The sequence below is a fragment of the Taibaiella chishuiensis genome, from assembly GCF_003014535.1.
GTDB classification, from domain to species: domain Bacteria; phylum Bacteroidota; class Bacteroidia; order Chitinophagales; family Chitinophagaceae; genus Taibaiella; species Taibaiella chishuiensis.
In genome coordinates, this window is the sequence record NZ_PYGD01000006.1 from 22,737 (window position 1) to 36,211 (window position 13,475).

Genomic DNA, 13,475 nt, shown 5'->3' on the forward strand with positions numbered 1-13,475 from the left:
GGTAAAGATTAAGGCTCGATATGATAACTGAGTAAGGAATCGTTGTATTTGCGCGAATAAAGCGAACCAATCGAAATATCAAAATCAGAACGGATAATACCGATGCCTTTGGCAAACCACATCCGGGCTTTTCCCGCCTTTGCATAGATAGGGGTCAGCTTGGGTTTGAACTTCAGGGCATTTTCAATCTCCGTTACATCCGTATAGGTAATACCATTCAGTACCATTGTACCGCCGGTAGATTTTACCTCGCCTTCGGTAAGGAGATCGAAGGGAAAGCCGCCATAACTGAGCGAACCGGTGTTCGACCAGGTCTCCCCTACTGCCGGATTTTCTTTCTGCACCACCACGTTCATATAATTCTGCTTATTGCCGTTCAGGTCCATATCCACCAGCATCAGGAACTTGTCCTGGTTCTTGCCAAAGTACTCCGGGGTGATGTATTGGGAAGTGGTGTCCGTAGTTTCGTAATAATTATAAATACGGCCCAGCATGGTAGAATCTTTGCCGGTAGCGCGCCTGATGGTCACCGTACCTTCGTTGGAGCCATACATCCACCAGGAATCTGCCCTGGTCGACATAAAATCAGATACGGGATTATTATCGCCATCGAGTTTCTGGTTATCTCCTTTTTTACAGGCCGTAAGGCTCATAGTGGCAAGCAGGCTCAGCGCCGCAACGGGTAGTATATATTTTCTCATCAAGTATCGGTCAGTTCTTACAAACTTAAGGTTTTTACCTGTTAAATCATAGTCCTGCTGCGCATTTTGCCTATACCCGTCCCTTACTCCAGCATCCTTAGGCCTATAAATATTACCAATTGCATAAACCGTTATTAATTGCAATCTTTACCGCCGCTATAATAAATCAGGAATACCGATATGCCGGAACACAATATGGAACGCAAACTGGGACTGGGTCAGGCCACCGCAATTAATATGATCGACATGGTGGGTATCGGTCCTTTTATTACCCTGCCCATGGTCATCGGTATGATGAACGGCGCTTACTTCCTGTATGCCTGGGTGGCCGGCGCCCTGCTTTCGTTTGTAGATGCCATGATCTGGAGCGAGCTGGGAGCGGCTTTTCCACGGGCAGGCGGCTCTTACAATTTCCTGAAAGAGGCTTATGGTAAAGACGGTGCCGGCCGGTTTATGAGTTTCCTGTTCGTATGGCAAACCATGATCCAGGCGCCGCTGGTAATTGCGTCGGCAGCCATAGGCTTTGCCTCTTACTTTACCTACCTGGTACCCTTAAACGGCTGGCAGGAGAAAATGATGAGCGGCGCAGTAGTGGTATTGATCGTCGTATTGCTGTATCGTAAAATTGAAGCCATCGGTAAGATCAGCGTCCTGTTGTGGTCGGGGGTGATCATCACCCTGCTCTGGATTATCGGGGGCGGCATTGCCCATGGCAATTTCCTGAGTCCCGTGCGGCATATCAACGACGGGCTAACATTCAATTATGCCTTTGTATGTGCAATCGGTTTTGCCAGCGTTAAAACGGTATACAGTTACCTGGGTTATTACAATGTATGCCATCTCGGTGGTGAAATTACCCGCCCGGAACGCAATATACCCCGCAGTATGTTTATCTCCATTACCGGTATCGCGATCTTGTACCTGGCCATGAATATCAGTGTGGCGAGCGTGGTGCCCTGGCAGGAAGCCATGCACAGCAAATATGTGCTGAGTGAATTTATGCAGCAACTGATGGGCAGTACTGCCGCTAAGGTCATTACGGTACTGATCCTGTGGGTGGCCTTTGCTTCGGTATTTTCCGCCACCCTGGGGTATAGCCGTATTCCCTACGCGGCGGCGTCAGACGGTGCTTTTTTCAAAGTGTTTGCCCGCCTGCATCCTACCAAAAACTTTCCCTATGTGTCCTTATTGTTCCTGGGCGCCCTGGCCTTTATCTTCAGCCTGCTGTTCAAACTTACCCAGGTCATCAGTGCGATACTGGCCATGCGGATCATTATCCAGTTTATCAGCCAGGCCATCGGATTACTGATCCTGCGCCGTAAACGGCCTGCATCCGATTTCCCCTATAAGATGCCCTTCTTCCCCGTTCCTGTCTATATCGCTATTGCGCTCTGGATCGGTGTATTGCTGTCTACCGGCCGGGATATGGTTATCTCCGGCCTGGTGGTGATTGCTGCCGGAACAGTGGTTTACCTGGTAAAAGCCAGGCTGAATAAAGAATGGCCTTTTAAGTAAAGCCCGGGTGTTTAACGGCCCAAAGCGTCATTTAATAACGCAGCAAGGCGGATACCACTTTTCAGCAACTGGTCGTTAAGGTCCTGGGCAAACAGGTAGTTATAGCGATAGCTCAGTTTCGCATCCGGCGGGCTAAGCGCATATATTTTATCGGAAAGCACATGCGATTCATAAAAACAATCCTCGAGCGGTGTACGCTGCCAGGCAGCCACCTGGTCTTTACCTGCAACATCGAGTACGGTTGCATATTCGGTATAACTCCATTGCTGGAAGTCGATAAGGGCCTCGTCCCATAAGGCATGCAGGTTGGTCTTTTTGTCGAACCAATAAACGGTTATCTTATTGCCGCCCTGGTCATCACTCCTGCCTACGTGCAGGGGCTGCCCCAGGTCGCCTGCCAGGTGTATGAGGAACCGCAACGCGATCTGCCGTTGTTCCAGGGGCAGTTTTTTATCCGCGAGTTGTGCAGCCATGGCTTTGATCTGGGTATACAGGTTTTCCCCTTTCTTTTCTTTGAGTTGCTGTACAAAATCTGCCTTGCTCAATTGTCCGGGCAGATCCACGTAATGCCATTGTCCCATGGCCTTCCAACGGCCGGTCGTATCCGATTTGATAAAATCGGGCCAGTTGACCCAGAATGCCAGTTGCTGATCGCCGATTAATTGCCGGAGCTCGCGCTTTGCCCTGCCCGATAAGTGCCGCTGGGCGATCTCGGCCACAACCCTGTGCCCGGTTACACCCCAGCCAAAGCCCGTTTGCGCTGTCGCAAGCAACAGGAACAGGAGGAGTAGTTTAGTGATGTTTCTTTTCATAATTGTGGTATGAGATGTGAGATATGAGATGTGAGATTTTAGATATGAGGTATCACCCGGGCAAAGGATAAGATTCCTCGCTGCGCTCAGGATGACACGCTCCCTTTGGGTACTTGATGCTTTACACGCCAATAAAGCCAGCTAACTGATGAGATCCTTCGCTGCGCTCAGGATGACAGACTCCCTCTTGATACTTGCTACTTGATACCTGATACTGAAAAAAAGAGATCCTTCGCTGCGCTCAGGATGACAATCGTCCTATTGATACTTGATACTTGCTACTTGATACCTGATACTAAAAAAGAGAGCCTTCGCTATGCTCAGGATGACAGACTCCCTCTTGATCCTCATTCAAAATTCAAAACTCAAAATTCATAACTACTAAAACCCCTCATTCAAAACTCAAAATTCGAAATTCATAACTACAAAAACCCTTCATTCAAAATTCAAAATTTATAATTACTAAGATTCTTCTTCGAAATAGATCTTGTAGTACTTCCTGCCGTCCTGGTCTACACCCTGTTCGATGAGCTCGCGGTCGCCATGGATATAGATGTGAAAATTCTTATCGAGTTTTAAAACGCTTTTAAATACACGCGCCTGTTTTTTCAAGGCCTGCGCCGAGATATCGAAATGATCGGAAAGCTCGATCTGGTGCTCCTCGCGGTACGATTCGTCGTAGTTATTGAATGCCTCGATCACTTTTTCATCCTGGAATACTTCGGTTACAAACTCTTCTTTATCGAAGGTTTCATTGTTCTTAAAATAGTTTACCGAACGGTTCAGCAGATCGATCTGGTCGGCCCGTGTAACCTCGAACTCCTCCGCAAACTGTTTGGTCACGAACTCTTTGGCAATATCCAAAAAGTCCTTGGTATGATGGTAATCGTCGGCACAAGGCTTCAGTTGCAGGAAACTATCCTTCCAGTATTGCGCCTCCGACTTGTTCGCCTTATCGATTACACATACCTTAAAACCCGTTTCCTGCCCGGCATTGAAGATCAGGCAACCTTTGTCGAGTTTGTCGATATTGATACCATCCTCATAATCCAGATCAAAACTGCCCGTACCGGCATTCAGTTTCAGGAACGATTGTTTGTTCTCCGATTTAAAAATGCCCAATGCTTCTACCGCACGGCCTTCCATAACGATATTGGAAAAATGGGCGATAAACAGGTCGCCGGGTTTGATCTGCGGATGCACCGAAATTTCGTACAGGTGACGGGCAATATCCGCACCGGTATCCTGTAATACACCGGCATCTTCAAAGATCCTCGAAGCATAGATATAAAGCGGGTTCAGGGTAAAATCGCCGTTGGAAAACGTAAAACTGTGAAATTCCGGGTTGGCAAATGGTGTCAGGAAAAAACGCGACAATAAGGCGTCCAGGGTCTTATCCGTATCCAGCAGGCTTTTGGAAAGCACCAGCTCTTCTTCATTCGTTTTATTGCCCACATGGTGCACACTTACCCGCTCCAGCAAACTTTCTGTATAATCCATCATAACCGTTACTAAAGTATTTACGGACCCGGAGGCCCTTTTTGAGGCTGCAAAATTGGGAAAAATTTGTGTACAATTTCAATTATACTTGCATTACGCAACCCGGTTTCCCTCCAGATGCCGGCAGTACCGGTCGCAAACACAGGCCGGGCCCGGTCAACCGGTATTTACAGCACCATTTAAACGCCGCCTAGTATGTCTACAACGCCAGCCGCCTACGATACACTTACCGTTCCGGAAGCCACACTGATCCAGAAAGAACTCCGGGCCCAGCTCGATCTTAGCCCATTAAGCAAACCGCCGCAGTACATTGCCGGCGCCGACATATCGCTTAACCGGTTCAGCGAGGTGATCTATGCGGGTCTCGTATTGCTGCGCTACAGCGACCTGCAGCCTGTCGCCTGTTCGCTGGTGCAGAGCATTACCCGATTTCCCTATGTGCCGGGTTACCTGGCCTTCCGCGAGGTGCCTGCATTGGTGCAGGCCCTGGAACAGATGCCGGTACGGCCCGATGTGATCATGCTGGACGGGCATGGCATCGCGCATCCGCGCCGGATGGGCATTGCCGCTCATTTTGGTACGCTTACCCAAATGGCAACCATGGGCTGCGCCAAAAAGAAACTATTTGGAAAGTATGAAGAACCCGGACCGGCAAAGGGCGATTACAGCCCGATCATGGATAAGGAAGAAACGATCGGTTATGCCCTGCGTAGCAAAAATAAAGTGCTGCCCGTGTTTATTTCCCCCGGCAACAGGATGAGCCTCGACGACAGCCTGCGTATCGCGTTACATTGCTGCGGCAACTATCGCCTGCCCGAGCCCACCCGTAAGGCCCACGAATTCGTGAACCTGTTCCGCACCGGGCAGTTACAATCCGGGTACCACGAAATCGGCTCTGGCAGCCTTTTCTGAGGCCTCATCTACCTGTATACAACTTTTATTGCCCTGCACCTGTTATAGCTACAACCCTAAGATTGACAGATGACAGAGATACAGGTAAGCTACCGCGAACTGGCCAGGAGTGCAAAACTGAGGTATGTATATGCCGGCAGAAGCGGCTATAGCAGGCAGAAAAAAGGTAAACGCTTCATTTATCTTGACACAACAGGAAAGATCATTGCCGACCAGGAAGAACTGGACCGTATAACCGGCCTGGTACTGCCCCCGGCCTGGACTTCGGTATGGATCTGCCCTTTTGCCAATGGCCACTTACAGGCTACCGGCCTCGATGTTGCCGGTCGCAAACAATACCGCTATCATGCACGCTGGTCAAAAGTCAGGAACGAAAATAAGTTCGATAATATGTACGCCTTCGGCAAAAAGCTGCCGGGGCTGCGTCGCCGTATCCGCAGGGATATCAGGAAGAGAACCCTGCAACGGGAGAAAGTAAGCGCTATTGCGCTAAACGTGATGGATGCCACCTTTATCCGCGCCGGCAATACTGCTTACGAAAAAGCATATGGCTCCTACGGTCTTACCACGCTTAAGAACCGGCATGTGGCGATAACCGGCAGTGGTGTGCTGTTTAAATTTAAAGGCAAAAAAGGTGTACCGCAACAGATTGCACTAAAAAATGCTTCGCTGGCCCGCCTGCTGCAACACGTCAAAGAACTGCCCGGGCAGGAGCTGTTTCAATACTACGACGATAATGAGGAGTTGCACCAGCTGGGTTCGGCCGATATCAACGACTACCTGAAAACCAATATGGGCGCTGAGTTCACTTGTAAGGACTTTCGCACCTGGGCGGGCTGTATCGTAGCATTGCAATTGATGGCCGATACCCTGGTCGTAGAAAACGCCCTGAGTAAAAACGGGATCAATACCATTATCGATGGCGTAGCCGCAAGGCTGGGCAATACGCGTGCCGTATGCCGGAAGTATTATATCCATCCGGGCCTGCTCCAGGCCTATAGCGCAGGCAAGCTCGATCCGCTGCTGCAACAACTGCTCCGTTATAAACAGGATAAAAATTATAACCAGAAAACCGAACTGCTGTTGCTCCGGTTCCTGAAAACCAAGTAATCAAAACCAAGTCATCATTTCCACTCAGAAGCGCCTATGGACCTGTATTCCGGTTACCCTTACTGGCTGATCAAAAACCCGCTGTACAACCATATACACGAATTGCGGGAATCCATAAATACCGATACGGTGATTATTGGTTCCGGTATCACCGGCGCACTGGTGGCCCACGAGTTATGCAGCCATGGCCTGCCTTGCGTTATCGTTGATAAAAGGGCCCTTGCTACCGGCAGTACCGCCGCAAGCACGGCCCAGCTGCAATACGAGATCGATGTGCCCTTATCGGAACTGGTAAAAAAATTACAGGTAACAACCGCGGTAACCGCCTACCAGGCCAGCCTGCAGGCGATCAGCGATGTGGAGCAGGTATTTTTGAAAACCGGGCTGGACGCTGACTTCGAACGTAAATCGAGCCTCTACCTTGCCAGCAATAATAAAGCCCTGCAGGAACTCGAAGAAGAACTGGCCATACGGCAACGTTACGGGTTGCCGGTAACCGGCCTGGGCGCCACAGCATTGCAACAACGTTACGGCATCAGCAGGCCCGGGGCGCTGTACAACGATGCCGCTGCGCAGATAGACACTTATAAAGCTACTACCGGCTTACTGCATTATCACCACGGGCAGGGCGGCCTGCAGCTGTTTCCCTATACGGAAGTTACCAGGCACCAGGCCACACGCGATGGTTATGAGCTGCTTACCGGCAATGGCAAAATCATAAAATGCCGGAACCTGGTTATCGCCTCGGGTTATGAAGCCGGCACTTTTCTACCCGAAAAAGTAATGGACCTCGTCAGTACCTATGCCCTGGTAACGGAACCGGTGCCCCCTTCGGCGATATGGCCGGAAGCCAGCCTGATCTGGGAGACGGCAAGACCTTATTTCTACCTGCGCACCACGGGCGATAACCGCATTATGATGGGTGGCGAAGACATTCCCTTCCGCAACGAGCAGTTGCGGGACCTGTTGCTGAAAAGAAAAACAAACCGGCTGCTAAAGACCTTCCGGCAACTGTTTCCCGGCATCGACATAAAATGCGAAATGACCTGGTGCGGCACCTTCAGTTCCACCAAAGACGGCCTGCCTTTTATCGGTTGCTACCCCGGCCTGGAACGTATGTATTTCGCCCTGGGTTACGGTGGTAATGGCATTACCTTCAGTATGATTGCCGCGCAACTGATCTGTAAACACTTGCTGGGCCAAACCGATGATCGCGCCGCCGTGTTCGGCTTCGAACGCAGGTAAAGCTGCCGGTTTCCTGATTGTCAACACCATGACCATCTCTACAATTTAACCGGGAACAATTACCGGACAGGCTCGTCATTTAACATTTATTGAAGCTTTAAACCACTGGTTACAAGCCCGTTTTAACACGACCTTACCACTTCATTTTTACCTTTCATATATATTAAACGCCAAGCATAACGCTTTGCTGGAATACACTATCGGCAAGGCTTTCGGCCGGCTATTACGAAAAGCGTCCAACATTTCGGGCACAAATTTGTTTATAAACGGACCATAGCCAATAGACCGGCAAAACCAGTATTATGAAAGATAGAAAGACTATTATTGTATCTAATCGCCTGCCCGTAAGAGTCGAGATCAAAGATGAGGAATGGAATTATCATCAGAGCGAAGGCGGATTAGCAACGGGCCTGGGCAGTATGTTTAAAGAAGGTAACAATGTATGGATCGGCTGGCCCGGCGCTTCTATACCCGACCAACGCATCCGGCAGATCATTACCCGCGACTTCAGGGCACAACACCTTTATCCCGTCATGTTATCGCCCGAAGAAATAGAGCACTACTACGACGGCTTCTCCAACGACACACTCTGGCCCTTATTCCACTACTTTCCCAGTTATGCCAATTACGATCCCGAAGACTGGGAATATTACCAGGCCGTCAACCAGAAATTTGCAGACGCCGTACTCGATATTGCCGAACCCGGCGACATTATCTGGATCCAGGACTACCAGCTGATGCTGGTACCGGAAATGGTGCGCCGCGCCAACCCCGGTGTAACCGTCGGCTTTTTCCAGCATATCCCCTTCCCTTCTTACGAGGTATTCCGCCTGCTGCCCTGGCGCGACGCATTGCTGAAAGGATTGATGGGCGCAGATCTTATCGGATTCCATACCTTCGACGATGTACGCCATTTTATGAGCGCGGCCATGCGGATCGCCAATACGCAATCCAATGCCAACGAGATCGTGCTCGACGACCGCTCCGTGGTGGTCGATGCCTTCCCGATGGGGATCGATTATGAAAAGTACCGCGACAATGTGCTCAATAGTAAGACCAAAAGAAACGAGCATAAGCTGCACCAGCTGATGGGCGATAAAAAACTGATGATCGCCATCGACAGGCTCGACTATAGCAAAGGCATACCCCAGCGGCTTGAGGCATTCGAACTCTTTCTCAGGGATAACCCGCAATTCCGCGAACAGGTCATCTTCCTGCAGTTGGTCGTGCCTTCCCGCGATACGGTAAAACAGTATGCCACGCTCAAGGAAGAGATTAACCGGCTGGTATCCGAGATCAATGCGAAATACGGCAGCCTGAGCTGGCAACCGATCCATTATTTTTACCGCTCCTTCCCCATCGAAATGTTATCCGCCCTGTACGCCTCGGCGGATATAGCGCTGGTAACCCCGGTGCGCGATGGCATGAACCTGGTCTGCAAAGAATATATCGCCAGCCGTCTCGATAAGACCGGCGTACTGATCCTGAGCGAAATGGCCGGCGCATCCAAAGAACTATATGAGGCGCTGCAGATCAATCCGACCGATAAACAAGCCGTTGCCGCCGCCATCCGCGAGGCGCTCCTGATGCCCGAAGCAGAGCAGATCAGGCGTATGGAAGCCCTGCAGCAAACGGTAGAACGATTTAATATTCATCATTGGGTAAGCAACTTTATGGAAAAACTGAACGAAGTAAAGCACAAACAGGAACAATTGAGCACAAGGATCATCACCCCGCAATTTGAACAACATATAAAAAGCCAATACGACAGCGCAACACAACGGCTGATCTTCCTGGACTACGACGGCACCCTGATGCCTTTCCACGACGATCCGCTGAAAGTGGCTCCGGACGAGGATCTGATCAACCTGCTCAAAGATCTTTACGAAGACGAGCATAATAAGGTCGTGGTGATCAGCGGCCGGAAAAAAGAAACCCTGGAGCAATGGATCGGCTACCTGCCTATAGATATCATTGCCGAACACGGCGCCTGGTTCCGCAAAAACGGCGGCAGCTGGGAGCTGGCCAACGACCTGAGCAAAGACTGGAAACATGAATTTTATCCCCTGCTGAAACAGTTTGAAATGCGCACCCCGGGCTCGTTTGTGGAAGAGAAAGACTACTCGCTCGCCTGGCATTACCGCCGGGTAGATAAAGCATGGGGCGAAGTAAGGGCCAAAGAAATGATCAACAACCTGAAATACGCCGCCGCCGACCTCGGCCTGCAATTGCTTGAAGGCAATAAAGTGATCGAGATCAAAAGCGCCAATATCAATAAAGGTAATGCAGCTAAAGAATGGCTGAAACAATACCCCGCCGACTTTATCGTAACCATAGGCGACGACCAGACCGACGAAGACACCTTTAAAGCCATGCCAGAAGGCGCTTTCACCATAAAAGTGGGCGCCGGTATCTCTTCGGCAACCTATTACCTGAAAAACCCGGCAGAGGTCCGGTCTTTTCTCAGGAGGCTGATCGACAGGGATTCCCGGCGCCACGAGGACGAGGGCATTACGACCTCGCTTATAAAAAATTAGGCATATCCATCTTCTTCGATATACGGTAAGCAGCATTCATCAGGCCTACGTGACTGTAGGCCTGGGGAAAGTTGCCCCACTGGCTGCCCGAGCCGGCATCTACATCTTCGCTTAAGAGGCCCAGGTGATTGGTGTAAGTAAGCAATTGTTCGAATCGTTGTCTTGCCTCATCGATCCTGCCTGCACAGGCCAATGCCTCTACATGCCAGAATGCCGTGATCAGGAAAGTCGATTGCGGTTTGCCGAAATCATCTTCATGTTTATACCGGTAAAACAAGCCGCCGGGAGCTGCCAGTGCGGCTTCTACCACTTTTAAATGGTCCTGCGCCCTTGCCGAGGCCGGATCGAGGTAACCCATCATGATCAGCTGCAGCGTGCTGGCATCCAGGTACGGCGAGTCTACCGCATGCTGGTACACTTTACGTTCAGCATCGTAGCAGGACTCGATCCGGTCGGCCGCTTTCTGCGCCAGCTTTTGCGCCCAGCGTTCCAGCTTTTTATCCCGGATACGTTGCGCGATCTTTATCGCCGCTTTACAACCCGCCCAGTGAAAGAGATAGGTATAACAGAAGTAACCGGCAATATCCCGGAACTCCCATAGTCCTGCATCGGGCTCGTCGATCACCATCTCTATCTTTTTCAGCAGCGAGGAGATCCAGGCCGAGGAGTCGGAGCGTTCTTCCACCACGAAACGCTCATCGGTATACAGGGGTAATAAAGAGATCAGCACCTGGCCGTATACATCGTTCTGGATATGTTCGCTGGCCTGGTTACCGATGCGTACTGGTTTATTGCCCAGGTAACCATTCAGCGCGATCTCGCGTTCTTTCAGATAACGTTCGCCGGTAACGCTGTATAACGGCTGGTAACGCCCTTCTTCTTTTACCGATATATTGGCGATAAAATTAAAATAGCCTTCCATTTCCTCGAAGTGGCCGATATGGTTAAAGGCCTGCAGAATATAGTAGGCATCGCGCAGCCAGCAATACCGGTAGTCCCAGTTGCGGCCGCTGCCGGGATGTTCGGGCAGGCTGGTCGTGCTCGCGGCAATAATGGCGCCGGTATCTTCGTACTGGTGTATTTTTAATACGAGCGCACTACGGATCACCGGGTCCTGGTAGAGGTTGCCGATACTCGTTTTCTTGATCCATTGCTGCCAGTAGGTCTTGGTACGCATCAGGAAATCCTCTACGGTATTGGAAAGCGGCGCTTCGAGCGGGGTACCGTAAGTCAGTACCAGGTATTTCGTTTCGTTCAGTACGGCAAACTGCTCGTCGAGGATATGATTGATCGAAAAATTAGTGGTTAGCCGTATAGGGCTGTCCGCACCGAAGAAGTCGATGTGGTTGCTTGCCGGGAAAGCCTGCAGTGGGCGTTCTCCATAGTCCGTAACAGGTTTGCAGGTGATCTTTACCCGCGGGCTGCCGCTGAGCGGTTCTATCTTGCGGATCAGCATCAGGGGTTTGAAATAGCGTTCGTACAAGCTGAACCGGGGCGCGAAATCGGTTACGCGGTACCGGCCCGACTTGCCTTCGATCTCCGTACACAGGATATTGGTATTTTCAATATAGTACTGCTTCGTGGAAAAGGTGCTGTCGGGCAGGATCGAAAATTCGCCGCCGCGCTGCTGGTCCAGCAGGCTTCCGAATATAAAGCTGCTGTCGAACCTGGGCATACAAAGCCAGCTTACATTAGTGCTCGTGTCGATATGTGCGATAAAAGAACAATTACCCACAATACCGGAATGATAAACATGTTTCTTTTTGGCCATTACAGAATCGGTTATGATGAATACCCTTTTATAAAAAATTTGAGGCCAAAAGGTTCGGCACGAATAGAAATTGCCGGGGCACAGGCCGGGCGCCGGTCGTTAAAAACAGCTTAATTTGGAAGCGGCCCGGTATAAATCACCGGATGATTGTACATTTGCTGCAATACGGTATCTTGTTCAAAACAACAAGGGTATACGTTCCTTATTAAGTTCAACTTTAGAAACCTATGGCAAAAAAAGAACAGAAAAAAGAGCAGAAGCATATCCCGGTGGTCAATAAGAAATCACTGGCTTTTTTTGAAAAATACATCAATAATGCCGCCCCTACCGGTTTTGAGGCCGAAGGACAGAAATTGTGGCTGGACTATATCAAACCGTATATCGATACCCATTACGTCGACAGCTATGGCACCGCAGTCGGTATTATCAACCCCGAAGCCGAGTACAAAGTCGTGATCGAGGCCCATGCCGACGAAATTTCCTGGTTCGTTAATTATATCACCAGCGACGGGCTTATCTACGTGATCCGCAACGGCGGTTCCGACCACCAGATCGCCCCGTCTAAAAGAGTAAATATCCATACCGATAAAGGCATCGTGAAAGCGGTGTTTGGCTGGCCGGCTATCCATACCCGCAGCGGGGAAAAAGAGCAGTCGCCCACCCTCAAGAATATTTTCCTGGATTGCGGATGCACCTCTAAAGAAGAAGTAGAAGCAATGGGTATCCACGTAGGTTGCGTAATCACCTACGAGGATGAATTTATGGTGCTGAACGACCGGTATTATGTAGGCCGTGCGCTGGATAACCGTGCCGGTGGGTTCATGATCGCCGAAGTAGCACGCCTCTTACACGAAAACAAAAAGAAACTGCCTTTCGGCCTGTACATCGTCAACTCGGTACAGGAAGAGATCGGGCTGCGCGGCGCCGAAATGATTGCGGATCATATCAAACCCAATGTAGCCATCGTAACCGACGTTACCCACGATACCTCTACCCCGATGATCAATAAGATCACCCAGGGCGACCTGGCCTGCGGCCGCGGTCCGGTAGTATCGTACGCCCCGGCGGTGCAGAACAACCTGAACCGGCTGATCATTAAAGCGGCAGAGGATAACAATATCCCCTTCCAGCGCCAGGCCTGCTCGCGTTCTACCGGCACCGATACTGATGCCTTTGCCTATTCCAACGGTGGCGTACCTTCGGCACTGATATCACTGCCCCTGCGTTATATGCACACTACGGTAGAAATGATCCATAAAGAAGACGTAGACAATGTGATCCATATAATCTATCATGCCTTGCTCAGCATCAAAAACGGGCAGGATTTCCGGTATATCCGGTAATTTATTTTTTACCACCCCACGGGGTAAAA

The 13,475-nt window shown here is 50.3% G+C and carries 10 protein-coding genes; 6 read left to right on the forward strand and 4 right to left on the reverse strand.

The genetic code is table 11. The annotated features are described in order from the left end of the window. Positions 1 to 8: 8 nt before the first annotated feature. On the reverse strand, positions 9 to 701 hold the full coding sequence (locus tag B0I18_RS15335) for a hypothetical protein (RefSeq protein ID WP_106523617.1): 693 nt from the start codon (positions 699 to 701) through the stop codon (positions 9 to 11). A gap of 180 nt (positions 702 to 881) precedes the next feature. Between B0I18_RS15335 and B0I18_RS15340 the strand changes: the two genes are divergently transcribed. Next, positions 882 to 2,216: an APC family permease gene (locus B0I18_RS15340; protein WP_106523618.1), complete on the forward strand. Its 1,335-nt coding sequence runs from the start codon at positions 882 to 884 to the stop codon at positions 2,214 to 2,216. Positions 2,217 to 2,227: 11 nt separating this feature from the next. Here B0I18_RS15340 and B0I18_RS15345 read toward each other — a convergent pair whose 3' ends face one another. Together B0I18_RS15345 and B0I18_RS15350 are read right to left on the reverse strand one after the other, a co-directional pair. Then, positions 2,228 to 3,028 (reverse strand): S1/P1 nuclease, encoded by an 801-nt coding sequence (locus B0I18_RS15345; protein WP_106523619.1) that lies wholly within the window; start codon positions 3,026 to 3,028, stop codon positions 2,228 to 2,230. A gap of 462 nt (positions 3,029 to 3,490) precedes the next feature. Beyond that, positions 3,491 to 4,531 carry a nucleoid-associated protein gene (locus B0I18_RS15350; RefSeq protein ID WP_106523620.1) on the reverse strand — a complete coding sequence of 347 codons (1,041 nt, stop codon included), beginning with the start codon at positions 4,529 to 4,531 and terminating at the stop codon, positions 3,491 to 3,493. Positions 4,532 to 4,723: 192 nt separating this feature from the next. Here B0I18_RS15350 and nfi point away from each other — a divergent pair, with 192 nt between their 5' ends. From nfi to B0I18_RS15370, 4 genes are all read left to right on the forward strand, one after another. After that, complete coding sequence (nfi, locus tag B0I18_RS15355; RefSeq protein ID WP_106523621.1) at positions 4,724 to 5,440, forward strand: deoxyribonuclease V; 717 nt, start codon at positions 4,724 to 4,726, stop codon at positions 5,438 to 5,440. 69 nt (positions 5,441 to 5,509) lie between these two features. Continuing rightward, positions 5,510 to 6,550, forward strand: coding sequence for a DNA topoisomerase IB (locus B0I18_RS15360; protein WP_106523622.1), 1,041 nt, complete (start codon positions 5,510 to 5,512; stop codon positions 6,548 to 6,550). A 36-nt stretch (positions 6,551 to 6,586) separates the two neighbouring features. Then, positions 6,587 to 7,795, forward strand: coding sequence for an NAD(P)/FAD-dependent oxidoreductase (locus B0I18_RS15365; protein WP_106523623.1), 1,209 nt, complete (start codon positions 6,587 to 6,589; stop codon positions 7,793 to 7,795). Between the two features lie 302 nt (positions 7,796 to 8,097). Continuing rightward, complete coding sequence (locus B0I18_RS15370) at positions 8,098 to 10,332, forward strand: bifunctional alpha,alpha-trehalose-phosphate synthase (UDP-forming)/trehalose-phosphatase (RefSeq protein WP_106523624.1); 2,235 nt, start codon at positions 8,098 to 8,100, stop codon at positions 10,330 to 10,332. Here the strand turns inward: B0I18_RS15370 and B0I18_RS15375 are convergent. Next, positions 10,319 to 12,103 carry a glycoside hydrolase family 15 protein gene (locus tag B0I18_RS15375; protein ID WP_106523625.1) on the reverse strand — a complete coding sequence of 595 codons (1,785 nt, stop codon included), beginning with the start codon at positions 12,101 to 12,103 and terminating at the stop codon, positions 10,319 to 10,321. The two genes, B0I18_RS15370 and B0I18_RS15375, sit on opposite strands and share 14 nt — an antisense overlap. Positions 12,104 to 12,330: 227 nt before the next feature. Between B0I18_RS15375 and B0I18_RS15380 the strand changes: the two genes are divergently transcribed. Further along, a complete protein-coding gene (locus B0I18_RS15380; protein WP_106523626.1) occupies positions 12,331 to 13,446 on the forward strand; it encodes a M42 family metallopeptidase in 1,116 nt (371 codons plus the stop codon). Positions 13,447 to 13,475: the final 29 nt, after the last annotated feature.